Genomic DNA, 25,358 nt, shown 5'->3' on the forward strand with positions numbered 1-25,358 from the left:
TTCTTCTGGCGACGCGATGCTCGTCGACCTACGGTGCGAGCAACTGGACCGGATGCCGTGGTTTGCGTTCCAGGAGCGCGTCGATCTGCTCCAGACAGGACGTCCCGCTCGCGACGACCGGCGCCTCCGCGACCGCGTCGCTCTCGAGTTGCGTCCGCAGTCGCTCGCCGACGTCCATACTGAGTTCGTAGTAGTCCTCCTTGTACCCGAAGCTCCCGGCCATCCCACAGCACTCCACGTCGGTCGTCGTGACGTCGTAGCCGGCTCGTTCCAGGACCTCGACCGTGTGCGCTTCCAGGTGGAGCGTGCGCTGCTGGCAGTGACTGTGGTACGCGAGCGCCTCGCCGTCGATAGTCGCGCCCGACAGCGTCGCGGCGTCCCCGCCGTTCTCCAGGAGGCCGTAGACGTACTCGAGGACCTCGTAGCTGTTCGCGTCGAGGCGCGCGGCGGTGTCCTCGTCGAGGAGTCTGTCGTACGCGCGCTGGAACATCGCGACGTCGCTCGGTTCGATGACGACCACGTCGCGGCCGTCGTCGAGGTAGGGGTCGAGGCCCCGCGCGACGCGTTCGGCGTGGTCGGTGGCCGTCGCGATCATGCCCTGCGAGAGCGGGGCGCGGCCGCTGGAGGCGACGTCCGGGACGACGACGTCCACGTCTAACGCTTCGAGGAGTCTCACGGCTGCCTTCCCGCGGTCGGTCTGCACGTGATTCGTGTACAGGTCCGGGTAGAGGACGACGCGCCTTGTTGGGTTCTCGACGGTGACGTCGCGGTCGGCGACCCAGTCGACGAGGGTCTCGCGCTCGAACGCCGGCAGGTCGCGGCGCGCGTCGATACCGAGGGTACGCGACGCGAGCCGTTTCGAGACCGTCGTTCCGGCGAGCCAGTTCGAGACCGGGGCGGTCGCACTCGCGAGTTTCGCAACGGTCTCGAAGTTCCCGAAGAACCGCTTCTGGAGCGGCGTGCCGCCGGTCTCCTCGTCGGGCATCAGTCCGTCCACGAGCCAGTCGAGTTCGGTGTCGCCCTCGCGGTTGATTCGGTCGCGGACGACCGTGTTGATCCACGGGATGTCGATACCGACCGGGCAGGCGTCGACGCAGCGCGTGCAGCCCGTGCAGAGGTCGTTGAACTCGGCTGCGGTATCGAGCCCTTCGACGCCGGCTTCCCACCCGGTGGCGATGCCGCCCGAGTACGTCTCCCCGCCGAAGGCGTGGCCGCCGACGCTCTGGAAGTTCGCACACGAGTTCGAGCACGCCGAGCACCGGATGCAGTACAGCGTCTCGCGGAGCTGGTCGTCCTCGCGCATGTCGAGCCGGCCGTTGTCGATGAGGACGAGGTGGAACTCGCGGTCGTTCTCGAACGCGGAGATCGGCTGGGAGTCGTCCGCGAAGTCGACGACTGGCGTGTCGACGGGTGGGGTGAGTAGCGAGACGTACGACGTGATGTCCTGGCCGGTCCCGGAGCGACCGATGAGTTCGACGAACGGCTGGAGGTCGTCGACGGAGGGAATGACTTTCTCGACGCCACTGACTGCGACGTGGGTGTCCGTCGCCGCGACGCTCTTGCGGGCGTTCCCTTCGCTCGTGACGAGCGCCATCGTTCCCGTGTCCGCCGTGAGGAAGTTCGCGCCCGTGATAGCGACCTCCGCGTCCAGGATCTGGTCGTGGAGCGTCTCCCGTGCGAACTGCGTGAGTTCCGCGGCCGTCTCCAGGTCCGTGTCCGGGTCGAACAGCTCGTTGAACAGCCTCGCGATGTCGTCGCGGGACTTGTGGATGGCGGGCGCGACGATGTGCGACGGCGCTTCGTCGGCGAGCTGGAGCACCCACTCGCCGAGGTCCGTCTCGACGACGTCGACGTCGTCCGCGGCGAGCGCGTCGTTGACCTCGATCTCCTCGCTCGTCATCGACTTGCTCTTGACGACTCGGTCGGCCTCGCGGTCGTCGACGACGGTCCGGATGTACTCGTTGGCGTCAGCGGCGTCGTCCGCGACGTACACGGTGCCGCCGTTCGCTTCGACGCTCTCGGTCAGTTCCTCGATGAGCGTCGGGAGCCGGTCGATGGCGTCGGCCTTGATGGCTCGAGCGCGCTCCTTGAGGCCCTCGTAGTCCTCGAGGTCCGCGACCGACTCGTAGCGGCCGTGGTTGAATCCCTGCGTGTTCTCCGCGACTGCAGCGCCCTCCGTCCGCATGAGCGTCCGGATCTCGTCGGCGTCGCTCATGCTGACTCCCCCTCGACGACGAGGACGTTGGCGTCGCTCATGCTGACTCCCCCTCGACGACGAGGACGTTGGCGTCGCTCATGCTGACTCCCCCTCGACGACGAGGACGTTGGCGTCGCTCATGCTGACTCCCCCTCGACGACGATGACGTTGGCGTCGCTCATGCTGACTCCCCCTCGACGACGATGACGTCCACGTCTCGTGGGCCGTGTGCGCCGCGGACGAGCGCACCCATGTCCGCGGTGGCACTCGGGCCCGTGGCGACGATTGCACTCCCACGCGTCTCCGCGAACTCGTCGTCGAGCGCCGACAGTGCGTCGCGCATCGACGGCTGGATGTCGGTCGCGCGAACCACGGCGACGTGGTGCTCCACGAACAGGCTCACGAGTTCGCTCCCTGCAGCGGACGTCCGGAGGACGACGGACCCGTAGTCGGCGACGCCGAGCGCGGCGGGCGTGACGCCAGTCGTCGCCGCCTCGAGCGCTGCCGGGGTCGGGTCGACCGCGACCGGCGTCTCCGCCAGTTCGACGCCGTCCGCGTCGAAGGCGTCGTCGAGCGAGACGCCGACGGCAGGCGTCTCGAGCAGTTCAGTCAGGTATTCCTGGAACTCCGCGGCGTCGACGCGGTGGACGTCCACCTCCACGGCGTCGGCCGCGTCCACGAAGTCCCCGAAGGCATCGCTCATGCGTGTGAGTGCCATACACAGTCACCGTCTAATTAGGTTCGCCTCCACGCGATATTGTCGTCGACGTTTGCGGGCCCCGGAGCGACTGGCACCCCTGATGAGTACCGCGAGCGCGTGGACTCACTCGCGCCTGGGCCCGTCGCTTCAGAGGTCGTAGTGCGCGACGTCCGTCGAGCCGCAACAGCCACAGGCGCCCTCGCCGCTCCCGAGTCGCGTTCCACAGCGGCGACACTCGACGAACGAGGACTCGGGGGTCGTGCCCGCGAACGCTCGGCGGAGGCGGTCGAACATACGCCACCTCACTCACGGCTTGGGGATAAGTAGTGACCACGTACGATGAAAGTGGAAACCGGATGCAGTAGCGCCGATGGACGCCATTACCGCGGCCGGGGCTTGCAGGATCAGGGTCGCGTGTGACGCGTCGAGCGTCGGTGGCGGAGTCGGACGTCGACGGTCACGGACGTCGTCGTGCTTCGAGGATGGCCCGGAGGTCGTCGGGGCCGTCCGCGACGACGTCGGCGTCGTCGAACGTCGAGTCGGCGTTCGCCGTCGTCCGGTACGCGACGGCCGTCATCCGGGCCGCTCGAGCGGCAGCGAGCCCGTGCGCGGAGTCCTCGACGGCCACGGACGCGGTCGGGTCGACGTCGAGGCGCGCCGCGGCCGCCTCGTAGACGTCTGGCGCGGGCTTCCCGGGGCCGTCGACGTCGTCGGCACTGACGACGGCGTCGAACGCGCCGCGGACGTCGAACCGGTCGAGGACGCGGTCGATCCATCGGTGCGGGGACGACGAGACGAGCGCGACCGCGACCCCGGCGTCGCGGAGGTCGTCGACGAGCGAGCGGAATCCGGGCATGAGGGCGACGCGCTCGTCGTACAGCTCCGCGGCCGCGTCGTCGTAGGTCGCGAGGAAGCCGTCGACGTCGACGGTCGTCCCGTACTCGCGGTCGAGGTACGCGTACGCGTCCCGGACGTTCATCCCCGTTATCTCGCTCGCGACGGGGCCCTCACCTTCTGGGGCGTCGACCACGTCGGGGAGGATGCGCTCGTTCTCCAATGGGACCCAGTGGCGTTCCGAGTCGACGACGACGCCGTCCATGTCGAAACAACACGCCTCCATCGGTCGTGCGTTCTCGCCGTCACGTGAAACGCCTTCCGCTCACCGGGGAACGCGCCTGGTCGACTGGGACCCCGGTTTCGACGGGGCCGTTGAGAGCCGTACCCCTATCACGACGCGGGTCGTTCGGCCGGTATGCGCGCTGCTGTTCTCGAAGCCTACGGCGAACCGTTACGTATCGAGTCGATTCCGCGCCCCGACCCCGACCCGCACGGCGTCGTCGTCGACGTCGAGGCGTGCGGGGTGTGCCGGAGCGACTGGCACTCGTGGATGGGCCACGGCGAGTGGGCGGACGACCAGGTTCCCATCGGGCAGGTGCTCGGGCACGAACCGGCCGGCGTCGTCGCCGACGTCGGCGAGCGCGTCGAATCGCTCGCGGTCGGGGACCGCGTCGCAGTTCCGTTCAACCTCGGCGACGGGTCGTGCTCGCAGTGCGTGAGCGGCCACGGGAACGTCTGCGAGGACGGGTACGCGCTCGGATTCGAGGAGGCGGCCCCGGGCGCGTTCGCGGAGGCCGTGCACGTCCCGCACGCGGACTACAACGCGGTCTCGCTCCCTGACGACGTCGCCTTCGAGGAGATGGCGGCGCTCGGTTGCCGGTACGTCACGGCGTTCCACGCGCTCGCGCATCGCGTCGACCTGGACGCCGGGGACTGGGTCGCCGTCCACGGCTGCGGTGGGCTCGGGCTCGCGGCGGTCCAGGTGGCGTCGGCGCTCGGCGCGGGCGTCGTCGCCGTGGACGTCCGCGAACCGCCACTGGCGTTCGCCGCCGACGTCGGCGCGACCGAGACGGTGGACGCGAGCGACACCGACGACGTCCCGGGCGCTATCGAAGCCCTGACCGACGGTGGCGCGCACGTCTCCATCGACGCGCTCGGTCGCGCGGAGACGTGCCGGAACAGCGTCGACTGCCTGCGGTCGCGCGGCGAGCACGTCCAGCTCGGACTCACGACCGAGGCGGAACGCGGCGAGGTGTCCCTGCCCGTCGACGCGATGACGCGCTGGGACGTCTCCTTCCACGGGTCGCGCGGGATGCCGCCGACGCGGTACGACGAACTCCTCCGGATGCTGGACGCGGGCCGACTCGACCCGGGTGCGCTCGTCTCGAACCGCGTCGCGCTCGAGGACGTCTCCGACCGCCTCGCCGCCATGACCGAGTACGAGACGAGCGGTATCGAGGTCGTCACCGAGTTCTGACCGAGCCGACGTTACGTCCCAGCCGGTCGCATCCGAACGCGGTCAGACGTACTCCTGGAGGACGGGGATCTCGTCGACGCGGTCGTCGTCGAGGAGCGACGCGTCGACGCCGACCGGTCGAGCGTACTGGGTGTCGGTCCCGACGAGGCGCTCGGGCGTACAGACGAGGTCCATTGGGACGTCGTGCGCGGCCGGCTGTGGCGTCTCCCGGACCTGGCGTTCGTGGACGGTGGTCGCGACCGTCGTCGCGTCGTCGACGAGGCCGGCCGCCGACAGCACCGCCCATTCGAGGTCGCTGTACCCCTCGCCCTTACCCACGCGAGCGCCCGCCTCTGAGACGGCGACGCTCCCGGAGAGCACGAGGTCGACGTGCCCGAGCGCGTCCACGCCGACGGTGTCGGCGTACCGCTCGACCTTCGACACCGTCGCCGCGGCGTCGTAGTCCTCGGCGTCGAGCCGCTCCGGGTCGAGCTCGTAGAACGGCTCCTCGGTCGCGAGCCGCGGCACCGCCATGTACACCGTCTTCCCCTCGCGGAGCGCGCGTCGACGGACCGACAACTGCGGGGCGTCCGGGTTCGCCTTCACGACGTCGGCGTCCCGCCACGCGTCCGTCGCCGCGAGCCGGTCACCTGCCGCGTCCGCGCCGGCGAAGTTCGGGATGCGGCCGTGCGGCGGGAACGGGAACCGAGCGACGCCCGACGCCTCCAGGTCGTCCCACACCGCCTCGCGGAGGTCGTCCTTGTCCATACCGACATCGCGGGCGGGAACCGACATAACGCTTGCAGTGCGCGACCGCGCGACGGCGGGTCAGAGCAGCGAGATGCCGGCGGTGACGAGGTCGCCGACGGTGAGCGCGAGCACGAGGCCGACGAACATCGGGACGACGAACGGGATGCCCGGAGACACCCAGACCCGCTCGGACGCCGCGAGCACGTCCAACCCGTCGCGTAGCGACTCGGGCGAGGTGCCGTACGCGTCGCCGTCGATGTCCTCGAGGAACGCCTCGGCCCCCCAGGCGTCCTCGAACGCGTCGTCGCCGTCGGTCCCGTTCACCGCCGTCTCGGCGGCGGATTCGCCGTCGGCAACCGGAGCGTCTGCCTCGGCCGTGTCGGCGGTTTCGTCGTCGGTCGTTCCAGCGCCGTCCGTCGAATCGCCGCCATCGGGGTCGTCCGTGCCAGCGACAGCGTCGAGGTTCCCGTCGGTGGGGTCGTTCGGGTTCGCTGGGAGCGTCCCCGGGTCGCGCAACTCGTCGGCGCGCGAGCGGACCGCGTCGAGGGATTCCCCTCGCCAGCGCAGGTACATCCGGAGTGCGTCCAGGTCGAGACTCCCCGCCGTCATCCCGTCGTTGCGGCCCATGAGCGTCCCGTACCGGTCGTCGACACTGGCGGCGTCCACGCGCTTCCCGAGGAACATCGGGAGCGCGAACTCGCCATTGACGGCGTTCCGCACGGACAACGCGAGCGGGTAGAGGACGCCCGCGAGGACCGTGTTCGTCAGGATGGTGAACGCGAAACTTCCCAGGGGGTTCTCGTTCCCGGGGAGCGGCAGGACGACGCCGGCGACCTCGTAGACGGGGTAGATGGGGAAGAGGAGCGAGAGCACGAGCAGAGCCTTGGCGTCCGCGCCGCCGAACCCGCCGAACAGCCAGAAGAGGTACGCGACGGGCGCGACCACGCCGAGGCTCACGACGGCCGCGGGCAGGGCGTTCGACGCGAACGGAACCCCGGGTTCGAGCGCGCGCTGTACGGTGAGCGCGAACAGGACGAGGCCACCGAGGAACAGCGGCGGCCACACCTTGTTCGGGATGCGTCGGGTGCGAACGTCGGTGTAGGCGGCCCACGCGAAGACGGGGACGACGAGGAGTCGTAGCAGGTCGAGGACGGAGTTCGCGTACGCGGAAGTCACGTCTCTGGCGGTCGTACCGCGAGCAAGGATAAAAACCTCCGCATCGACTCGGGCGTCGAGCCCGCGGTCGGTTCCGTGGCGAGCTCGTGCGCCCTCAGCACCGAGCCGAAATCGACCCCGCGGGCTTCGAGCGTCGAGCCGACCCGGCGGTTTAAGTCGACGGGGGCGGGAGTGTACGGCGAGACACAGCCGTGTTCGGCCACCTACTCCACCTCGTCCGGTCCGGGAGCCCGCGGGAACGAGCGACCGCCATCGCGGTGCTCCTCAGCACGACGGGTGCCGTCGTGCTCGTCGTCGGGTCGTTCGCGTCCGTCGCCGCATTCTACCGGGGTGTCGTCGGGAACACGTTCATGCTCGGCTGGCTGGCGTTCGCCGCGTGCTGGATGGCGTTCGTCCTCCTCGGGGACGAGGTCCTCACGCGCCTGTTCGCGGCCGAATGACCCGTCGAACGCATCCCGGCACCGCCGCGATGCGGGGACTTTTGTCCGCGTCAGCCCACGTACGGTCGTGAAGCCGTTCGACGCGGTGCTGTTCGACCTCGACGGAACGCTCTGCGAGCGCACGCAGGACACCGACGCGCTCTATCGCGGAGCGTTCGAAGACGCCGGGGTCGTGCCGTTCGGCGAACCCGACGAGCTCTGGGCGTCGCTTCGCGGCCCACCGGACCACGACGACCAGGTCGGCTACGTCGGTGCCGGGTTCGCCAGGCTCGCCGCTCGCCACGGTCGCTCCGAGGTCGACCCGCTCGCGCTCGCCGCCGCCCTGACGGACCTCGTCGACGACCGACAGGTGGCGCTGACAGACGGCGCTGACGCGGCACTCACCGCTGCGCGCGCGAACGGGTCGGTGGGGTTGGTGACGAACGGCCCGGAGCGCCGCCAGCGACCGAAGTTGGACGCGCTCGGCATCACCGACCGCTTCGACGTGCACGTGTACGCGTTCGACCTCCCGCGGCGCAAGCCCCACGCGGATCCGTTCGAGCGCGCGCTCGACGCGCTCGACGTCCTGCCCGAGCGGGCGCTGTACGTCGGCGACTCGTTGTCGTACGACGTCGCCGGTGCACACAACGCCGGGCTCGCGGCGGCCTGGCTCCGGTCGGACGTCGGGGACCTGAACGGGTACGATCCGGAGTACGTCCTCGAAGCGCTCGGCGACCTCCGAGGCGTCCTCGAGGGCGACCCGTGACTGCGTTCGACGACGTGTTCCCCGAGGCAGCGTTCCGCCGTGCCGGCGAAACGGCGCTCGCGGCGGCGACGAGTGAGCGGCCGCGCACCGTCGACTCGCTGGGTCGCGGGAACCGCAAGCGGACGGCGCTCGCCCGGTTCGAGGAGCGCGACCCCGTGGTGGTCCAGGTCTGCCCGGAGCCACGCTGGCTGGAGACGGAGTCGGTCCTGCTGGGCGAGATCCGCGAGCGGACCGACGTCCCCGTTCCGCGGGTGCTCGCCGCGGGCGAGACGGACGGGGTCGCGTTCCTCGTGACGGCGTACGTCCCCGGAGCGGACCTCCACGAGCGGTTCGTCGACCTCTCGAGACCGCGCCAGCGAGCGGTCGCGGGCGCGTTCGGGGCGTCCCTCGGCGCGCTCCACGCGGCGTTCTCCTTCGAGGGATACGGGGAACTCGCGGTCGAGGACGGCGCGCTCCAAGCCCGGGAGACGGACTGGCACGACTGGTTCGTCGCGTACGGTCGCCGAGCCGTCGGGCGACTGCCAGCCGAGTTCGACGGCCTCCGCGACCGACTCGACGCCGTGCTCGGCGAGCGCGCGACCGACCGGTCCCCGACGGCTCGATTGTTCCCGTGGGACTTCCGGCCGGGGAACGCGCTCGTCGCCGACGGCGACCTCGCCGCCGTACTCGATTGGGAGGCGCCGCTGGCCGCCGCCCCGGCGCTCTCGGTGGCGAAGGCGTCGTACCTCGTCGCGGACTGGTACGTCGCCGACCCCGAACCGCTCCGCGAGGCGTTCGTCGCGGGCTACGAACGGATCCGTCCGTACCCGACCGTCCGGGCCGCCCACCGCATCGCCGCCATCGCCGACAGCGCCGTCGACTCCCGCGGGACCGTCACCAACCCCGGGTACCCCGAGCGCGAGCGCGACGCCGCGGTGGCGTTCCACCGAAGGGCGCTCGCCGACTGCCTGTAACCGACAGCGAGTAGACCACCGATTCGCCGCCGACGGGCACGCACCCGCTTCGGGACCGAACGGGCACGCTCGTGGGCACGGTCGCCCTCGGACATCGCGTGCAGGCGGAGGGTTTATCAGAACGCGGACGATTCCGTCTGGGTATGGAGTTCGTCGCGTCCGGGGTGGCGGCGACGCACGCTGGCGTCGACGCGGAGGACGAGGTGTGGGAGTCACTGAAGGGCGCGTTCGGAACTGACGCGGAGGGCGTGGCGTTCCGTCGGTATCCGGTCGTCGACGAGGCCGACGGACGGTTCGACCGCGAGCTGGACGTGCTCGTGTTGTCGCGCGACCACGGCCTCGTGGTCCTCGAGGTGAAGGGATTCACGAACGAGCAGATCGCTCGCATCGACGGCGAGCGCTGGGCGCTCTCGGGGACCAGTCAGGACGCTGCGGCGCCGTACACGCAGGTCCGCGAGCAGGGGTTCCGGTTGCTGAGCCACTTCACGAAGGAGCCGTCGCTGATGGACCGGCGAGCGAACTGCGTCGTCGCGATGCACCCCGTCGTCGTCCTCCCGAACGTGACGCGCGAGGAGTGGGTGGCGCGCGGGTTCGACGACCTCCCCGCAGCGCCGCGGGTCGTCCTCGGCGACGAGTTGACGCCCGCCGCGCTCCGCGAGCGCTTCGACGCGCTTCCGGACACCGAGCGCCTGTCGGCGAGCGAGTACGCGGACGCGAGAGCCGTGCTCTCGGGCGGGCAACCCATCAGCGGCGAGCGGTTCCCGGGCGCGAACGCGAGCGACGAGAGCGTAGGTTCGCCAGCGGCGGACGACGCCGGTGACGCAGGCGGCGACGAACCGGTCGGGCCGACCCGTTCGGAGCTGTTCGCCGAGGTCGAGTCCGGGCTGAAGCGGTTGGACGAGGCCCAGGAGCGGTTCGCGTTGCAGGTTCCGGACGGCCCGCAGCAGGTGCGGGGTATCGCTGGGTCGGGGAAGTCCATCGTGCTCGCGCAGAAGGCCGCGCAGATGCACGCCCGGCACCCGGAGTGGCGGATCGTGTTGACGTTCCAGACGCGAGCGCTCTACGACGCGGCGCGCGACGCGGTCGAGCGGTACTACGCGTACTTCGCGGACGACGACGTGGACTGGTCGCGGCTCCAGGTGCTGCACGCGTGGGGCGGGAAGACGAGTCGCGGCCTGTACTACGACGCGGCGCAGGCGGCGGGCGTCGCGCCGCGGACGCTCTCGGACGCGAAGACGGCGTTCGGGGACGCCGACGGTGGCCTCCTCGCGAACTGCTGCGAGGAGGTTCTGGAGGACGGCCAACCACAAGAGCGCTACGACGCCATACTCGTGGACGAGGCGCAGGACTTCGACCCTGGGTTCCTGCGGCTCTGTCACGCGGTCCTGAAACCGCCCAAGCGACTGGTGTGGGCGTACGACGAGGCGCAGTCGTTGCAGACGCTTTCAGCACCGAGTCCGACGACGGTGTTCGGGACCGACGACGCCGGCGACCCGGTCGTGAACCTCCGCGGGCAGTACGAGGGTGGCGTCCGGAAGTCCGTCGTGATGCGGAAGGCGTACCGGACGCCCCGTCCGGTGCTGTTGACGGCGCACGCGCTCGGGATGGGCCTCCTCCGCGAGGACGGCGCCGTGCAGGCGTTGACGACCCAGCGCGGCTGGGAGTCCCTCGGGTACGAGGTCGAAAAAGGTGACTTCCGACGACACGGGGAGCCGGTGGAGGTGGTGCGGCCGGACGAGCACTCGCCGCATCCGCTCCGGGACCGCGAGGCCGCGCGGCCGTTCCTGTCGCTGTCGCGAGCGCACAGTCGCGCCGGCGAGGTCCAGCACGTCGCCGACGCCGTCGAACGGGACGTCGACGTGGAGGGCCTGGCGCCGGCGGACGTCCTCGTCGTGCCGCTCGGTGGGTTCGGGAAATCGCGCGGGTTCGGTGAGCGCGTCCGGGACGCGCTCGCGGACCGCGGCGTCGACGCGAACCTCGTCTGGGAGGGCGACGTGGACACGTTCCGCGAGGACGGCGCGGTCACGGTCTCGCGCATCAATCGCGCGAAGGGGAACGAGGCCGCGTCCGTGCACGTCGCCGGCGTCGACCGCGTCGCCGACGACGGTCGGCGTGCGGACCTCGTCACGCGACGGAACGAGCTGTTCGTCGCACTCACGCGAACGCAGGCGTGGGCGTCGCTCTCCGGCGTCGACGACCCGATATTCGACGAGGTCGAGCGCGTTCGCGAGCAGGCTACGGGTCCGTTCCCGGCGCTCGAGTTCCCCGCGCCGACGCCGGACGCGCTCGATAGGCACCTCGGCGACGACGCATCTGGCGGTGACGAGGGCCGGTACGGAGACGCCGGCGAGAACGCGACGCTCGACGAGTTCGAGTGGGTGGAGCAGTAGGCACTTCCCGGACGGACGTGAACGGCGTGCTATGACCGACGTCGGCGGCGAGTCACCCGTGGAGCCAGCGGACGCGTTCGGGGCGCTCGCGAGCGAGCATCGCGTCGCCGTGCTGCGGGCGTTCGCGGACGCCGAGCGCGACGGCGACCGGACGCTCTCGTTCACCGAGATATACGACGCGCTCGAACTGGACAGCACGTCCCAGCTCTCGTATCACCTCGACCACCTGGAGGGCGTGTTCCTGCGGCGCTCCGAGGAGGGGTACGCGCTGAATCGGGCTGGGGAGGACGTGATGCGGGCGGTACTGGCGGGGTCGTTCACGGAGACGCCGACGTTCGAGCCGCTCTCGCTGTCCGGGGAGTGCCCGGGGTGTCCGGGGACGGCGTTCGAGGCGACGTACGAGGATGGGTTGTTGACGGTACGGTGCGTCGATTGCGAGATGCGGATCGTGACGTACGACCTGCCGCCGGCGGCGGTCGTCGGGCGGAGCGAGCGACAGGTGCTGGAGGCCTGCGATAGCCGCGTTCGACACGAGTACGCGGTGGCGGTCGGTGGGACGTGCGCGAAGTGCGGTGGGGTGGCGGCCGTCCGGGTGGAGGAGCGCGAGTCCCGGGGGCGGACGGATGCCTATGCGGTGGCGCACTGCGAGCGCTGCAACAACAGGGTGTTCGCGCCGGTGGCGGCGCACGTGCTGTTCCATCCGGCTGTGGTCGCGTTCTACTGGCGTCACGGCGTGGATTCGACGGCGATTCCGTTCTGGGACATCGGTCGGTATCTGGACGCGTGGGACGTCGAGGTGACGGGGTTGGAGTCGGGGGAGCCGTCGGTGTCGGTGACGGTCAGGTACGCTGGCGAGTCGCTCGCGTTGTCGATGGATGCTGACCTGTCGGTGGCGGTCGTCGCGTCGACTGGCGCGGAGTAGGTGGTGACGTCGCTGACTGCGTCGTGTGTCGTGGCGGCGTCGAATGGCGTGGTCGTGGTGGGTCGGCGGTGTCGTTCGGTTCTCAAGAATGTTTGAGTTATCAGACCGACAAGTTATCACTTATTCAACAAGTTATTTCACCGGTCGGTGACCACGTCCCAGTATGGAACGACCACCAGCAAGCCAGGACAACCGACCCCGGAGTCGGGGACGACGATGACGGCCATCGACGTCCAGAACCTCACCAAGCGCTACGGCGACGACGTCTACGCCGTCGACGACGTCTCCTTCCAGGTACGAGAGGGCGAGGTGTTCGGGTTCCTCGGGCCGAACGGCGCGGGGAAGTCCACGACCATCGACGTCCTCATGGACTACGTGCGGCCGACCGCCGGGAGCGCGAGCGTCCTCGGGTACGACGCCCAGGATTCCGCGTCCGAGGTCCACGACCGCGTCGGCATCCTCCCCGACGGCTACAGCCTCTACGACCGCCTCACCGGACGCGAGCACGTCGAGTTCGCGAACGACCTCAAGGGAGCCGACGACGATCCCGAGGCGCTCCTCGACCGCGTCGGCATCCTCGACGCCGCCGACCGCACGGCCGGCGGGTACTCGAAGGGCATGACCCAGCGGCTCGCACTCGCGATGGCGCTCGTCGGCGACCCCGACGTCCTCGTGCTCGACGAACCGTCCAGCGGCCTCGACCCGGAGGGCATCCGGGACCTCCGAGCCATCGCTCGCGACCACGCCGCCGACGGCGGCACCGTCTTCTTCTCCAGTCACGTCCTCTCGCAGGTCGAAGCCGTCTGCGACCGCGTCGCCATCCTCGACGACGGCCGGCTCGTCACCGTCGACACCATCGACGGCCTCCGCGACGCCGTCGGGACGGGCGCGACGGTCACCGTCACCGTCGACCACCCGCCACGCGACCTGACCGTCGACGACGTCCCGGGACTCGTCGACGTCACAGTCACCGACGACGCCGTCGTCGGGACGTGCGTCGAACCGACGGCGAAACTGGCGTTCGTCGACCGCGTCCGCGACGCCGGCTGCACCGTCCTCGACATCGGGATCGACGACCCGTCGCTCGAGGAACTCTTCGCCGCGTACACGCACCGCGACGTCGGAGAGACGCGACGCGAGGTGGAAGCATGAACCAGGTGGCGGGCCGCGGTCGCGAGGTGGAAGCATGAACCAGGTGGCGGGCCGCGGTCGCGAGGTGACGGCATGAGCTGGCGCGTCATCGCGCGACGCGAGTACCGCGACGCCGTGCAGTCACGCGTCGTCTGGGCCGTCGTCGCGCTCGTCGCCGTGATGGTCGCGGTCACGTCCCTCGTGCCCCTCGCCATCCCGCAGTTCGAGGCGAACGTGCTCTCGGGGCTCGGGGCGGCGACCGAGTTCGCCGCGATGCTCGTTCCGGTGGTCGCGCTCGTCGCGGCGTACCTCGCCATCGCCGGGGAGCGCGAGTCCGGGAGCATCCGCGTGCTCCTCGGCCTCGAGCCGCGACGCGGCACCGTCGTCCTCGGGAAGTTCCTCGGCCGTGCGGCCGTCGTCGTCGTCGGCCTCACCGCGGGGTTCGCGCTCGCTGCGGTCCCGACGGCGGTCGCGTACGGCGGCCTCCCCGTCGTCGCGTTCGCTGGTATCGTCGTGCTGACGTGCGCGCTCGGCGTCGCGTTCGTCGGGCTCGCGGTCGGCGTGTCCGCGGCGGCCGCGACGCGCGGGCGAGCGATGACGCTCGGCATCGGCGCGTACCTCGCGCTCGCACTCCTCTGGGACCTCGTCCCGCAGGGCGCGCACCTCGTCGTCGAAGGTGCCGCACCGGCCGGGACCGTCCCCGGGTGGTTCGTCCTCCTGCAGGGCCTGAGTCCGTCCGGAGCCTACAGCGCACTCGTTCAGGCGGTCGTCCACGCGACCGAACCGTCGTTCCCCGGAATCGCGGGTGCGGTCGCCGGCCCGACCCCGGCGTACCTCCACTGGGCGGTGTTCGTCGTCGTGCTCGCGCTCTGGACGGCACTCCCGCTCCTCGGTGGGTACGCGACGTTCGCGCGGAGCGACCTCGGATGACTCGAAGGAATCGAATCTGACCGCTCCGTCGACCTGGTGCGAGTAGCGGTCGACGGCGCTCGTTTCAGAGGCGATCCCGGAGGAGCGGGACGTAGTCGTCGAGATCGAGCGCGAAGTCGGCCGCGGCGTCGATGGGGACCCACGAGTACGTGAACTCGACGCCGGCCTCTTCGCCGGTGCCGGTGACGGTGTGGGTCCACGCGTCGCGTGGTTCGTCGACCGAGACGTGGTAGAAGTGTCGGACGTAGTACCGGGGCGGGTGGTTCCGGCGCATCCAGACGTCGCTCGCCAGCCGCGTGGGCGCTCCACGAGGGTGGAGGCCACTCTCCTCGTGGACTTCCCTGAGGAGCGCGCTGTCGAGCCGTTCCGAGCCCTCGACGGTACCCTTCGGTATCTGGAGTCCCTCGTGACCGGGGCCCTCGAAGACGAGGAGCTCGGAGTCGTTCCGCGTCACGTACGCACAGACCTTCCGCGAGGACGTCGTCGCCTCGGGGTTGACAGTCGGTGTGCTCGCCGGGACCGTCGGTCGCGGCGTGACCGTGGAGGCGGCCAGCGGTGGGTCGTCGAGCGAGACGGCATCGGTGGACGGGAGCGGATGGTTGCGCTGTGACATGAGGGTGGTTCGTGTAACGTCGGCGGTCGCTGGTGGTGTCGGTCCGCGGCGCGTGGTCGGGGCCTCGACTCGACGTCGCGGGTCGTGGTTCCCGACGGCCGGTTCGAGCGCCGCGGTCCGAGCGGGGGCGTCGTCGACCGGACCGAGGTATGTCACGGGAGACCACGGACTCTTACTTAGTATTGATGCCCATATCACCCATTACTCCTAGTATTCCTTCCACATACCGTCGAGTAGGGAGCGTATAGAGTGCACGTACGCCTGCCATATGCGTGTGACTCGAAACATGCGTTCAACTGAGCGTGGAATCGGTGTTCAGTACACTCGCACACACGGCCTCGTCCACCTCTCGTGATACGTGAGGGGAACGGGCCGGGCCCGCCAGCCTGTTGCGGCGACGAGAGCCCGTCCACCTCCGTGCCGCGACGCCAACAACTATGAACGGCGGGTTCGTGGCCTGCTAGCATGGACTTCGGACTGGACGACAGGACCGCCCTCGTCACGGGTGGTGCGGGTCGACTCGGGAGCGAAGACTGCAAGCACCTCGCCCGAGAGGGCGCGGACGTCGTCGTGCTGGACGTCGACCGCGACGGCGCGGAGCGCGTCGTCGAGGAGATCGCGGACGACCCCGAGGCGTCCGGCGAGGGGATGGCGGTCGAATGCGACCTCACGGACCGCGAGGACGTCGCCGCGACCATCGAGGCGGTCGAGGAGGAGACCGGCGGTATCGACGTCCTCGTGAACAACGCGGGGTTCGTGGACGCGGTCGCGAAGCTCGAGGACTTCGACGACGCGCTCTGGGACCGCGACGTCGAACTGAACCTCACCGGTGCGTACAACGTCACCAAGGCGGTGTATCCGGGGATGAAGGAGCGCGGGTGGGGACGTATCGTGACGATGGCGAGCATCGCGGGGTGGCGCGGGAGCTTCGCGCAGATCTCGTACTCGACGACGAAGTCGGGCCTCATCGGGTTCGGGAAGACGCTGGCGTTGGAGGGCGCGAAGTACGGCGTGACGTCGAACGTGCTGACGCCGAACATCGTCATCGAGGACCTCGCGGAGATGGAACCCGAGCAACTGGAGGCGTTCAACCCGCAGTTCGAGCGCATCCGGCAGGCGACGCCGATGAAGGAGCTCGGTCGCGAGGACGACGTCGCGCCGCTCGTGTGCTACCTGGCGAGCGAGCAGGCGCGGTACGTGACCGGGCAGGTCATCGGCGTCACCGGTGGTGCGGACCTCTTCTCGTACTGAACGCGACTCGGGGCTGTCCCGGCACGTGCGTCGGCAAGCACTGCCGGTTACTCCGGACACGGTGGGGTCGAACGTCGTCGCGTTGGTGGACGAAACCGTATCCTGAGTGGCTTTCGAGCAAGATTACAGCGGACGTCGTGGTGTGGAGAACTCGATTGGGCGGGGCTCGGGACCGCGGTCACTCCCGGCGCGCGACCGCGAGCGCGACGGCCAGGACCGCGAACCCGGCGAGCGCCGGTCCGAACCCGGGAATCGAATCCACGACCGAACCCTGCTCCGTCGTGGAGCCGGCGTCGCCCGATGCGGTCGACGTCGCGGTCGGCGCGCGCGTCGTGGACGTCGAGGACTCCGTCGTCGTCTCCGCCCCCATGGATGACGAACCGTCGGTCGTGGTCGACGTCGTCGTATCCGCCGGACGCGTGTCGTCGGTGGGGTACGGGTCCGCAGCGTCGTCGAACCCGTCGTCGTCGGTGTCCGCGTCGAACGGGTTCGTCCGCACCTCGTCGCCGTTCGGCACGCCGTCGTCGTCGGAATCCATCGAGTCGTTCAGGACGAACGCGTCCGGGTCCGACGGAACCGATGGCGTCTCACCGCCGGCGACGTACCGGTCGAGCCACTCGCGCATCGACTCGTCGTTCGTCGTCGCGACCACCGCCGCCGAGAAGTTCTCGTACGTCTCCAGGTCGCCGTACGGGTCGTCGTCGCTGAACCGGTACGCGAGGACGTCCTCGAGCGAGCGGACGCCGCCGGTGCGCGCGGCGATCTCGGCGTCGAGCGCGGCGAGGACGAGCGCGCCCTTCTCGTAGGGGACGAGTTCGTCGCGCCACGTCGACGCGTCCGCGAGCGTCGCGTCCCGGAACGCCTCGCGCTCGACGGTCACCGCGTCGCGGAACTCGCTCCAGGACCCGGCCCCGGTGTTCGTCGCGAGCACGTGCCCGTAGTACTCCGCGGTCGCCTCCGTCAACCAGCGCGAGGACCCGGCCCCGAACGACCCCATCCGCGTGTGAACGAACTCGTGAGCGGGCGTGTTCTCGACGCCGGCGACCGACGAGTACTCGTCCTGCACCCAGAAGCTGTAGCGCGTCGACGTCCCGAGCGCGACGTCGTCGCTGACGCTAGCCGTCGGGAGCACGAACAGCCCGCTCGCGTCGTACTCGAACCCGGCGTCGAGTTCGCGGAGTCCAACCCTGTACAGCGCGGCGTACGCGTCCGCGGTCGCTTCGGGGCGTGCGGTCGGCGCGACCACCACGGTGAGGTTCACGTCGCCGACCGTCCGCGACGTCGTCGAGTCCGCGCCGTCGAGCGCGTACGAGCCGCTCGCGTGACCGGTGCCGGCGGTTCGGCGTTCGGTCTCGAACGTCGGCGCGGTGCCGCGATACCGCCAGGAGACGTACGGGTTCGGGAGGGAGACGAACGCCCAGTCGTCGCCCTCGACGCCGAGTACGGTCCGCGAGTACGTCTCGGCGACGTCGTACGTGAACGAGAGCGTCGGTGCGGCCGTGCGTTCGTCCCACGCGAACGACCCGTCGGATCGACGGTCGAACCCGGTCGCGGCGGCGAGGGACACCGCGTCACGCTGGAGGCGGGTGGACTCCACGGTAAAAGAGACGACGTTCTCGGGGAGGTCGTACGCGACGTCGACGCGGACGGACCCGGCTCTGTCGGGCGTCCGGTTCACCGTGATGCGTTCGACGATAACCGGGTCGTCGCTGGCGTTGCCCGCGGCCGCGAGCGAGTCACCGCGGTCGCTCGCGGCGTCGACGCGAGACAGCGAATCGGCGGTCGCCGTCGTGACCCCGGAGGCTGGTGTCGACGCGGCCCCACCGGTGGCGCTCGCGGCCGGGAGGACGACGAGGAGGGCAGCGAGGAGGACGAGGATGCTTCGCACGGACGAGGCTAGCTCGGCGGGCGAGTTAACGATGCTGGCTGGTGTTCCGCGAGGCGTTCCGGCAGGAACGCGGTCTCAGAGTTCGTCGACGAGCGCGCGGAGGTTCGCGACGCGTTCGTGGGTCGGCGGATGCGACCGCGTCTCGACGGTGAACGTGTCCTCGTCCGTGCTGGCGTCGGTGTCGTCGAGGCCGTAGGGAAGGAAGCAGAGGCCGTCGACGCCCGTGTAGTGCGTTCGAGCGTCCGTGTCGGGGAGTTCGAACCCGCGGTCGCTGAGCTTCTCGAGCGCGGTGACGAGCGCGCTCGGATCGCCGACGAGGACGGCGCCGGCGCGGTCCGCGACGAACTCGCGGCTCTCTGAGAGCCGCCGGGAGAGCAGGACGACCGGTGCGGTGAGGACGCCGAGGATGATGCCGCCGCCGAGGACGCTGATGGCGACGAGCGTGACGAATCCGACGACGGAGGACACCGAGAAGAGCGCGCCGGGGAGCGAGGGGGACGCGAGCAGGTAGAGGACGAACGTGAGGACGAACCAGACGAGGAGGTTCGCGCCGCCGTCGACGTTCAGTATCTTGCGGTCGTCGCTGACGAGCGCGGGAAGGAAGCTCGCGAGCGTCATGACGGTCGCGTCGCGGTTCTTGACGTGCGCGAGTTCGTGGGCGAGGACTGCGTCGAGTTCGTCGTCCGAGAGCGCGTCTCGGAGGCCTTCGGAGACGACGACGGTGGCGTTCGTGACGCCGCCGACGGCGAAACTGTTCGGGACGTCTCTGTCGACGACCGCGAGGTCGGGCGGTTGCATGTCAGCTTGCTTGCAGAGGCGCACGAATCGCGCGTGGAGGTCCGGGTGGGTGTCGCGCGTCGCGTCGCCGGCCGGGACGTCGGCGAGGAGTTCCTGGCGCGTGAATCGGAGTTGCGCCCACACGAAGAGTGCGAGGACGGGGAGGAAGACGACGAGCCATCGGGCGACGGGTGCGGCGGTCGTGCCGACCACGGCGGCGATGGGGGCGTGGACGAACGTCAGCCAGGGGTACGCGAGGAGTGCGAACACGCCGACGACGACGGCGTCGATGGCGAGTATCAGGGCGAGCGTGAGGAGGATGTCCCGCATGAGGTTCCTGTCGCGTTCCATGCCGTACGTCGTGGAAATGAAGTTGCGCACCAAAAGGGTTTCCGTCCTGACACGCCATCCGGCCGTGCTTTCGTTCCCTCCGAACACGTATCAAAGGTAATATATTTAACCGTTCGTGTGTAGGCCAAGATGTGGACCACGACCTGTACCGAGCGGCACTCGCCATCGCGTGCGTGTTCGCCGTCGTCCTCGGAGCCAGCCTGTTCCCCGCCACCGGCTTCGGCACGAACCCCGTGCCCGCCGGCGGCATCGCCAACGGGAGCGCGCCCGGCTCCGGCGGCGGCGGTGGCCCCAGCGACCAGGGGACCGCCACCGTCGCGGAGACGACGGCCGACGAGACGACGAGCACGTCGTCCACGACCGACGCAAGCACGTCCGCGGACGAATCGACGACGACCACCGCCGCCAAAGACTCGGGCGGGTCAGACGCATCGACCGAGACGACCACGACGACGACGACCGAGGCTCCCGGGAGCGATGCGGCCGCTGACGGCGGCCTCCAGGGCGCGCTGCTCGCGTTCGTCACCATCCTCTTCGGTGCCGGCGCGACCGTCATCCTGGCCAGCGTCGGCCTGGGACGGCACCATCGACGTCGGTACCCCGGCGAATGGGACCTCCCGTCGGCCCCGCACCTCCGGGTCGTCGAGTACCTCCGACGCATCCCGCAGACGTCGCTGTCGTTCGTGATGTTCGCCGGGTCGAACGCCCCCGGCATCCTCGACGGACTCGCCGACGGCGTCGGGAACGCGACGTCCGGCGTCGGCGCATTGACCACCGGTCTCGGGACGCTCGGCGCGAGCCTCGGTCGCGGCCTCGCGACCGTCCCCGGTGGCGTCCTGAAGGGCATCGGAAGCCTCGGTCGCGGCCTCGGCTCCATCACGCTCGGGTTCGGCGCGCTCTCGTCCATCGGGTCCGGGAGCTTCCTCGGCCGGAGCGACGACCGACCCGACGACGACCCGCGCGACGGCGCGAGCGCGACGCCGGACGCGGAACCCGAGCCGGAACCGCCCGACCCGCCCGCGTCGGTACGCGAAGCGTTCGACCGACTCCAGGAGGACCTCGGCGTCTCCGGCGAGGACGGCGAGACGCCCGGCGAGATCGCTCGTCGCGCCATCGACCGCGGCCTCCCCACGGACGCCATCCGGTCGCTGACGACCGCGTTCCGCGACGTCCGATACGGCGGCCGTCCCGACGAAGGTGAACGAGTGAGCGTCGCGCGCGACGCCTACGAGCGGGTTCGTCGAGCGCTGGAGGGTGAGTCGTCGTGAGCCGACCGTCGTTCCTCCGACAGGAGGGGAACGAGAGCGCACTTCGACCGATCGTCGCGACGGTGGCGGTCGCCGCGCTCGTCCTCGGGCTGGTCGCCGCGCTCGTGCCCGGTATCGGGGGCGTCGTCGCGAGCACCGTCGGCGTCTTCGTCGGCAGCCCCGTGCTCGTCGTCCTCGTCGCGCTCGGCGGCGGTGCGTACGGTATCCTTCAGCTCTACCGGACGGGCACCAGCGAACCGGAACCGAACCCGCTCGTCGGGTTGAACCCAGAGCGCGCGCACTACGACGAGAACGCCATCTCCGGCGACGACATCGACAAGTCCGTCGAAGCGGTCGGCGGGGAACTCCCCGAGTCCAACGCGAAGGACTGGTGGACGTACCGGGAGAAGAACGACGTGCAGTCGTCGCTCGAGGGCGTCGCGACGCGCGTCCTCGCAAGCGAACACGACGTCAGCGCTGACGCGGCGACGCGACTCGTGGAGACGGGCGAGTGGACGGACGACCCGCGAGCGAGCGCGTTCCTCGGTACGGACACGCCGGACCTCCCGCTCAAACTCCAGTTCTTCGACTGGTTGAGTGGCGAGGCCTACCAGCGGCGCGTGGAGGCGACCGTCGAGGCGATCGCTCGGCACGCGGGCGTCGCGACGGGCGAGGGCGCCGACGGGCAGGGACGGACGGCGACCGGGTCGGCGCTCCCGGTGCATACCGCGTCCGAGACCGAACGCATCAGGGCGGCCGCCGCAGAGCTCGCACCGGACGCGTCGTCGAGCAGCGACGACGGCCCCACGTCGATGGCGGACGTGCGACTCGACGCACCTCCTGAAGGGGACGACGCGTCGACGACAGCAGCCACCGCGGACGCGGCATCGACTGGGACGGGATCGGAGACGAGTCCCTCGGACGGTACGCCGTCCGCGGGCGACGATGCGAGCATGGAGCTCGCCGCGGAGCGCGGAGGTGAGGACTGATGAACGAAGTGATACTGAACGACCGCTGGCAGGTTGGGTTGCTCGTCGCGCTCGTCGCGGGCGCGCTCGGCATCGTCGGGAACAACACCGTGCTGTTCATGGCCGCGGTGGTGGGTCTCACGTACGCCGCGTACGGGTTCGCGACGTCGCCGAACGACCCGTCGTTCGCGGTGTCGCGGACGCTCTCCGACGACACGCCGACCGCGGGGCAGGACGTCGAGGTGACGGTGACGGTACGGAACGCGAGCGACTCGCTCGTCCCGGACGTGCGGGTCGTCGACGGCGTCCCGGACCGCATCGGCGTCGTCGACGGGTCGCCGCGGCACTCCGCGACGCTCCAGGCGGGCGGGTCGACGACGTACTCGTACGTGGTGCGGGCGCGCCGCGGCCGCCACGAGTTCGACGATGCGACGGTCGTCGCTCGGAACGTCAGCGGCGACGCGGAGGCGCGGTCGACGGCGAGCGCGGAGACGACGCTCTCGGTGAGCGCGGACGTCGGTGACGTCCCGCTCGCCCAGCAGACCATCCCGCAGACGGGGATGGTGCCGACGGACGTCGGCGGTGAGGGCGTGGAGTTCTATCAGTCGCGGGACTACCATCACAGCGACCCGATGAATCGCGTGGACTGGAAGCGGTACGCGCGGACGCGAGAGCTGACGACCGTCGAGTTCCGCGAGGAACGCGCGGCGAACGTCGTCGTGCTCGTGGACGTCCGCGACGAATGTCGGGTCGCTCGACGCGAGGACGAACCGGACGCGGTGACCTTGTCGAAGTTCGCGGCGGCGCGGCTCGTCTCGCACCTCCTCGACGAAGGCAACCAGGTCGGGTTGGCGTTCTACGGGTACGACAGCGAGTACGTGCCGCCGGGCGTCGGCGACGGGCACGCCATCCGCATCCGGAACGCTCTGGACACGAGCACCGAATCGTCGTTCCCGGTGGTGACCGACGGCGGGTTCCGGACGTACGACGACGACCGGCGCGTCGACTGGCTGCGTCGACGGCTCCCGGACGGCGCGCAGGTCATGTTCGTGTCCGCGGTACCCGACGACGAGCCCGCGGAGACCGCGCGGCGCCTCCAGGCCTCGGGTCACCAGGTCCGGATGCTCGCGCCCGACGTGACGAGCACGGAGACGCCGGGGTCGACGGTCGACCGCATCCAGTGGCTCGAACGCATCGGGAACGTTCGGGAAGCCGGCGTGAAGGTGGTGGCGTGGTCGCCCGACGAGCCGTTACGGTCGGCGTTCGACCGTGCACGCCGGAGGTGGTCGAAGTGACGGACGCCTACGAGTTCGACGGGTCGCGGACGGCGTTCGGGTCGAAGACGGCGGTCGTCATCGCGACGGTCGCGGCGACGGTCCTCGGCGTGAGCGCGGGGTACGCACTCCAGACGCTGCTCGGTGTCATCGGCGGTATCGCGTTCGGGTACGCGGCGCGGGACGTCGCGCAGGAGGAGCTTCGCGCTCGCATCCGCGGGAGTTCGCTGCTCATGGTCGCGTCCGTGTTCGTGGTCGCGGCGCTCGCGCTCGAGAAGGCGAACGCGGTCGACGCCGTCCTCGTCGGTGCCATCGCGGCGACGATGGGCGTGACGACGCTCGCCGCACGCATGGACCCCGACGAGGCGGTACGGCCGGTGTTCGCGGCGCTCGGTCGGTCGTTCGTCGCGACGATACTCGGGACGCTCCTCGCTGGCGCGCTGTACGCGAACCTCTTCTCGAACCTCGTGTTCGGGTCGTGGACGCTGTTCACGCTCGCGCTCGCGAGCACGCCGATGGCTGGGTTCGTCGCGCTCCAACTCGAGTTCGTGCTCCTCGGGCTGCTCGCGGGACGTGCCGGTCGGGCCGCGGCGACGCTCGAACCGTCCGGGAACCCCGAGGACGTCGACGTCGTCGGAATCCGGGACGTCCCAGCGGCCCTCTGGGTCCTGCTCGGTATCGAGGTCGTCCTCCTCGCGTTCCCCGGCGGGTCCGGGCCGTTCGAGTACCTGATCCAGGTCGCTGGCCCCGCCGGCGACATCGCCGCGATGGCGCTCTCGAACCTCTACCTCCACGGAGCGCTGCTCGTGGTGCTCGCCGTCCTCGCCGTCCTCCCGGTCGTCGCGGCCGTCCGTCGGTCCGCGGTCGCGGTCTTCGGGAATCGAGCGCCGAAGACGCTCGCGTTCGCGACCGGCGGCGTCGCGCTCTCAATCGTCGTCGTCCTCGTCTCGAGCATCCCCGGGTTCGACGGGTTCGTGACGTGGCTGGCCGGCAGCGAGAGCACGGTGACCGCTATCGTCGACCTCTACGGGTTCGGGCCGGCCGTCCTCGGGGGCGTCTCCGGCGTGCTCGTCGTGATGGGTATCGGGTTGTTCTTCTACATGGCGGCGTTCGGACTGCCGTTCGTCCCCGAGCACGCGAGCGGGTTCGTGTTCGGCGCGGCGATGCTGTTCGTCGCGGCGGTCGCTGGCGCGTTCGCCGGCGCACCCGCGCCCGCGGTGTTCGTCGCGATGGCGGCCGCGATCGCGGTCTGGGACGTCGGCGAGTACGCCGTCGAGTTCGGCGCGGAGGTCGGGCAGGCGGCGTCGACGCGCTCGGTCGAAGCGGTGCACGTCATCGCGACCGTCGCCGTCGGCCTGGCGGCGGTCCTCGTCGCGTCGCTCGCGACGCACTTCTTCGTCCCGCTCATGACGGCGGTCCCGCAGGACCGCGCGATGACGGCGCTCGCGCTGCTCGCAGTGGCGCTCGTCGGGTTCGCGTACCTCGCGGACACCGGGAGCGACGGCGCGGACGAATCCTAAGGCGGGCGGTGCCGGCGGTCAGTAGAGGAGTGCGGCGTCGTTCTCGACGGCGTACACGGTTCGTGCGGCGACGTTCTCGCCGTGGTCGCCGACGCGTTCCAGGTCGCGGACCGTCAGGAGGTACGAGGAGACGTCGGTCATCGTCGGCCCGCCGGACCCGACGAGGTCGCGGAACAGCGCTTCGGTGCGGGCTTCGCACGCGGCGTCGAGTTCGTCGTCGCGCGCGGCGACCTCGCGGGCCGCGTCCGCGTCCCGGTCGAGGTACGCGTGCACGGCGTCCTCGACGAGGTCCGCGGCGAGGTCGCCGACGTCGTCGAGGTCGTCGCCGAGCGTCGGCGCCCAGTCCTCGACGAGCGCGCGTTTCGCGATCTTCACCGCGAGGTCGCCGACGCGTTCGAGGTCGGTCGCGACCTTGAACGTCGCGACGACGAACCGGAGGTCGGTCGCGACCGGGTGGTGGCGCGCGATGAGGTTGATGCAGTCCCGTTCGACCTCGCGGTGGAGGGCGTCGAGGGCTTCGTCGCCGTCGACGACGGTCCGGGCGAGTGCGCCGTCGGCGCTCCGGTACGCGGCGAGCGCGAGGTCTAGCTGTTCGCGAGCGACCTCGCTCATCGTGCGGACGCTCCCGTGGAGGGCCTCGATGCGGGATTCGACCGACATCACCCGAACTTGCCGGTGATGTAGTCCTCGACGCGCTGACTCTCGGGGTTCTCGAAGATCTTGTCGGTGTCGTCGTACTCGACGAGTTCGCCGCCGGTGAGGAAGACCGCGGTCTGGTCCGAGATGCGGGCGGCCTGCTGCATGTTGTGGGTGACGATGACGACCGTGTACTCCTTCGAGAG

General features: G+C 70.3%; 23 protein-coding genes and 1 pseudogene. 13 read left to right on the forward strand and 11 right to left on the reverse strand.

Going from position 1 to position 25,358, the window contains the following annotated elements; translation table 11 throughout:
• Positions 1–28 precede the first annotated feature (28 nt).
• From VYJ16_RS17690 to VYJ16_RS17705, 4 genes are all read right to left on the reverse strand, one after another.
• Positions 29–2,215 (reverse strand): LUD domain-containing protein, encoded by a 2,187-nt coding sequence (locus VYJ16_RS17690; RefSeq protein WP_336351636.1) that lies wholly within the window; start codon positions 2,213–2,215, stop codon positions 29–31.
• Between the two features lie 160 nt (positions 2,216–2,375).
• A complete protein-coding gene (locus VYJ16_RS17695; protein WP_336351637.1) occupies positions 2,376–2,915 on the reverse strand; it encodes an LUD domain-containing protein in 540 nt (179 codons plus the stop codon).
• Positions 2,916–3,044: 129 nt separating this feature from the next.
• The gene (locus VYJ16_RS17700; protein ID WP_336351638.1) at positions 3,045–3,191 is read right to left on the reverse strand and encodes a hypothetical protein; all 147 of its coding nucleotides are present in this window, start codon (positions 3,189–3,191) and stop codon (positions 3,045–3,047) included.
• A 163-nt stretch (positions 3,192–3,354) separates the two neighbouring features.
• Positions 3,355–4,017, reverse strand: coding sequence for an HAD family hydrolase (locus VYJ16_RS17705; RefSeq protein WP_336351639.1), 663 nt, complete (start codon positions 4,015–4,017; stop codon positions 3,355–3,357).
• 132 nt (positions 4,018–4,149) lie between these two features.
• Between VYJ16_RS17705 and VYJ16_RS17710 the strand changes: the two genes are divergently transcribed.
• Positions 4,150–5,211, forward strand: a complete 1,062-nt coding sequence (locus tag VYJ16_RS17710; RefSeq protein WP_336351640.1) for a zinc-dependent alcohol dehydrogenase family protein — start codon at positions 4,150–4,152, stop codon at positions 5,209–5,211.
• Between the two features lie 42 nt (positions 5,212–5,253).
• Here the strand turns inward: VYJ16_RS17710 and VYJ16_RS17715 are convergent, their stop codons facing one another.
• Together VYJ16_RS17715 and VYJ16_RS17720 are read right to left on the reverse strand one after the other, a co-directional pair.
• A complete protein-coding gene (locus VYJ16_RS17715) occupies positions 5,254–5,958 on the reverse strand; it encodes a 5-formyltetrahydrofolate cyclo-ligase (protein WP_336351641.1) in 705 nt (234 codons plus the stop codon).
• Between the two features lie 60 nt (positions 5,959–6,018).
• Complete coding sequence (locus VYJ16_RS17720; RefSeq protein ID WP_336351642.1) at positions 6,019–7,116, reverse strand: A24 family peptidase; 1,098 nt, start codon at positions 7,114–7,116, stop codon at positions 6,019–6,021.
• A 191-nt stretch (positions 7,117–7,307) separates the two neighbouring features.
• Between VYJ16_RS17720 and VYJ16_RS17725 the strand changes: the two genes are divergently transcribed.
• From VYJ16_RS17725 to VYJ16_RS17755, 7 genes are all read left to right on the forward strand, one after another.
• On the forward strand, positions 7,308–7,556 hold the full coding sequence (locus VYJ16_RS17725; protein ID WP_336351643.1) for a hypothetical protein: 249 nt from the start codon (positions 7,308–7,310) through the stop codon (positions 7,554–7,556).
• A 67-nt stretch (positions 7,557–7,623) separates the two neighbouring features.
• A complete protein-coding gene (locus tag VYJ16_RS17730) occupies positions 7,624–8,301 on the forward strand; it encodes an HAD family hydrolase (protein WP_336351644.1) in 678 nt (225 codons plus the stop codon).
• Complete coding sequence (locus VYJ16_RS17735) at positions 8,298–9,254, forward strand: phosphotransferase family protein (RefSeq protein WP_336351645.1); 957 nt, start codon at positions 8,298–8,300, stop codon at positions 9,252–9,254. Before VYJ16_RS17730 ends, VYJ16_RS17735 begins: the two co-directional genes overlap by 4 nt.
• 143 nt (positions 9,255–9,397) lie before the next feature.
• Positions 9,398–11,644: an ATP-binding domain-containing protein gene (locus VYJ16_RS17740; RefSeq protein WP_336351646.1), complete on the forward strand. Its 2,247-nt coding sequence runs from the start codon at positions 9,398–9,400 to the stop codon at positions 11,642–11,644.
• Positions 11,645–11,675: 31 nt separating this feature from the next.
• Complete coding sequence (locus VYJ16_RS17745; RefSeq protein ID WP_336351647.1) at positions 11,676–12,566, forward strand: ArsR/SmtB family transcription factor; 891 nt, start codon at positions 11,676–11,678, stop codon at positions 12,564–12,566.
• A 216-nt stretch (positions 12,567–12,782) separates the two neighbouring features.
• Positions 12,783–13,718 carry an ABC transporter ATP-binding protein gene (locus VYJ16_RS17750; RefSeq protein ID WP_336351648.1) on the forward strand — a complete coding sequence of 312 codons (936 nt, stop codon included), beginning with the start codon at positions 12,783–12,785 and terminating at the stop codon, positions 13,716–13,718.
• A 72-nt stretch (positions 13,719–13,790) separates the two neighbouring features.
• Positions 13,791–14,627, forward strand: coding sequence for an ABC transporter permease subunit (locus VYJ16_RS17755; RefSeq protein WP_336351649.1), 837 nt, complete (start codon positions 13,791–13,793; stop codon positions 14,625–14,627).
• A gap of 64 nt (positions 14,628–14,691) precedes the next feature.
• On the opposite strand, the gene VYJ16_RS17760 is transcribed toward VYJ16_RS17755, so the two are convergent.
• Entirely contained in the window at positions 14,692–15,180 is a 489-nt protein-coding gene (locus VYJ16_RS17760; protein WP_379762722.1) for an NUDIX hydrolase, read from the reverse strand.
• A 525-nt stretch (positions 15,181–15,705) separates the two neighbouring features.
• Here VYJ16_RS17760 and VYJ16_RS17765 point away from each other — a divergent pair.
• A complete protein-coding gene (locus VYJ16_RS17765; protein WP_336351651.1) occupies positions 15,706–16,491 on the forward strand; it encodes an SDR family NAD(P)-dependent oxidoreductase in 786 nt (261 codons plus the stop codon).
• A 178-nt stretch (positions 16,492–16,669) separates the two neighbouring features.
• Here the strand turns inward: VYJ16_RS17765 and VYJ16_RS17770 are convergent, their stop codons facing one another.
• Positions 16,670–18,379 (reverse strand): M61 metallopeptidase family protein, encoded by a 1,710-nt coding sequence (locus VYJ16_RS17770; RefSeq protein WP_336351652.1) that lies wholly within the window; start codon positions 18,377–18,379, stop codon positions 16,670–16,672.
• Positions 18,380–18,454: 75 nt separating this feature from the next.
• The gene (locus VYJ16_RS17775; protein WP_336351653.1) at positions 18,455–19,507 is read right to left on the reverse strand and encodes a M48 family metalloprotease; all 1,053 of its coding nucleotides are present in this window, start codon (positions 19,505–19,507) and stop codon (positions 18,455–18,457) included.
• 131 nt (positions 19,508–19,638) lie between these two features.
• Here VYJ16_RS17775 and VYJ16_RS17780 point away from each other — a divergent pair, with 131 nt between their 5' ends.
• Genes VYJ16_RS17780 through VYJ16_RS17795 form a run of 4 tightly spaced genes read left to right on the forward strand, consistent with a single transcriptional unit; the run spans position 19,639 to position 24,516 of the window.
• Positions 19,639–20,775: a DUF4129 domain-containing protein gene (locus tag VYJ16_RS17780; protein ID WP_336351654.1), complete on the forward strand. Its 1,137-nt coding sequence runs from the start codon at positions 19,639–19,641 to the stop codon at positions 20,773–20,775.
• On the forward strand, positions 20,772–21,743 hold the full coding sequence (locus tag VYJ16_RS17785; protein WP_336351655.1) for a DUF7269 family protein: 972 nt from the start codon (positions 20,772–20,774) through the stop codon (positions 21,741–21,743). Before VYJ16_RS17780 ends, VYJ16_RS17785 begins: the two co-directional genes overlap by 4 nt.
• Positions 21,743–23,017, forward strand: coding sequence for a DUF58 domain-containing protein (locus VYJ16_RS17790; protein WP_336351656.1), 1,275 nt, complete (start codon positions 21,743–21,745; stop codon positions 23,015–23,017). Before VYJ16_RS17785 ends, VYJ16_RS17790 begins: the two co-directional genes overlap by 1 nt.
• A complete protein-coding gene (locus VYJ16_RS17795) occupies positions 23,014–24,516 on the forward strand; it encodes a DUF7519 family protein (RefSeq protein ID WP_336351657.1) in 1,503 nt (500 codons plus the stop codon). The genes VYJ16_RS17790 and VYJ16_RS17795 overlap by 4 nt, the downstream gene beginning before the upstream one ends.
• Positions 24,517–24,534: 18 nt before the next feature.
• Here the strand turns inward: VYJ16_RS17795 and phoU are convergent, their stop codons facing one another.
• Positions 24,535–25,176: a phosphate signaling complex protein PhoU gene (phoU, locus tag VYJ16_RS17800; RefSeq protein ID WP_336351658.1), complete on the reverse strand. Its 642-nt coding sequence runs from the start codon at positions 25,174–25,176 to the stop codon at positions 24,535–24,537.
• Positions 25,176–25,358, reverse strand: a pseudogene (locus tag VYJ16_RS17805) (phosphate ABC transporter ATP-binding protein); the annotation flags it as partial. The gene phoU and the pseudogene VYJ16_RS17805, both read right to left, overlap by 1 nt.

It is taken from the genome of Halorubellus litoreus (assembly GCF_037081675.1).
Classification (GTDB): Archaea; Halobacteriota; Halobacteria; order Halobacteriales; family Natrialbaceae; genus Halorubellus; species Halorubellus litoreus.

Excerpts from the sequence above, each read along its gene's own strand:
- VYJ16_RS17710 (WP_336351640.1), top strand. The coding sequence starts at position 4,150 with ATGCGCGCTGCTGTTCTCGAAGCCTACGGCGAACCGTTACGTATCGAG.
- VYJ16_RS17695 (WP_336351637.1), bottom strand. The coding sequence starts at position 2,915 with ATGGCACTCACACGCATGAGCGATGCCTTCGGGGACTTCGTGGACGCG.
- VYJ16_RS17775 (WP_336351653.1), bottom strand. The coding sequence starts at position 19,507 with ATGGAACGCGACAGGAACCTCATGCGGGACATCCTCCTCACGCTCGCC.
- VYJ16_RS17705 (WP_336351639.1), bottom strand. The coding sequence starts at position 4,017 with ATGGAGGCGTGTTGTTTCGACATGGACGGCGTCGTCGTCGACTCGGAA.
- VYJ16_RS17765 (WP_336351651.1), top strand. The coding sequence starts at position 15,706 with ATGGACTTCGGACTGGACGACAGGACCGCCCTCGTCACGGGTGGTGCG.
- VYJ16_RS17740 (WP_336351646.1), top strand. The coding sequence starts at position 9,398 with ATGGAGTTCGTCGCGTCCGGGGTGGCGGCGACGCACGCTGGCGTCGAC.
- VYJ16_RS17715 (WP_336351641.1), bottom strand. The coding sequence starts at position 5,958 with ATGGACAAGGACGACCTCCGCGAGGCGGTGTGGGACGACCTGGAGGCG.
- VYJ16_RS17755 (WP_336351649.1), top strand. The coding sequence starts at position 13,791 with ATGAGCTGGCGCGTCATCGCGCGACGCGAGTACCGCGACGCCGTGCAG.
- VYJ16_RS17745 (WP_336351647.1), top strand. The coding sequence starts at position 11,676 with ATGACCGACGTCGGCGGCGAGTCACCCGTGGAGCCAGCGGACGCGTTC.
- phoU (WP_336351658.1), bottom strand. The coding sequence starts at position 25,176 with ATGTCGGTCGAATCCCGCATCGAGGCCCTCCACGGGAGCGTCCGCACG.
- VYJ16_RS17750 (WP_336351648.1), top strand. The coding sequence starts at position 12,783 with ATGACGGCCATCGACGTCCAGAACCTCACCAAGCGCTACGGCGACGAC.
- VYJ16_RS17690 (WP_336351636.1), bottom strand. The coding sequence starts at position 2,215 with ATGAGCGACGCCGACGAGATCCGGACGCTCATGCGGACGGAGGGCGCT.
- VYJ16_RS17790 (WP_336351656.1), top strand. The coding sequence starts at position 21,743 with ATGAACGAAGTGATACTGAACGACCGCTGGCAGGTTGGGTTGCTCGTC.
- VYJ16_RS17700 (WP_336351638.1), bottom strand. The coding sequence starts at position 3,191 with ATGTTCGACCGCCTCCGCCGAGCGTTCGCGGGCACGACCCCCGAGTCC.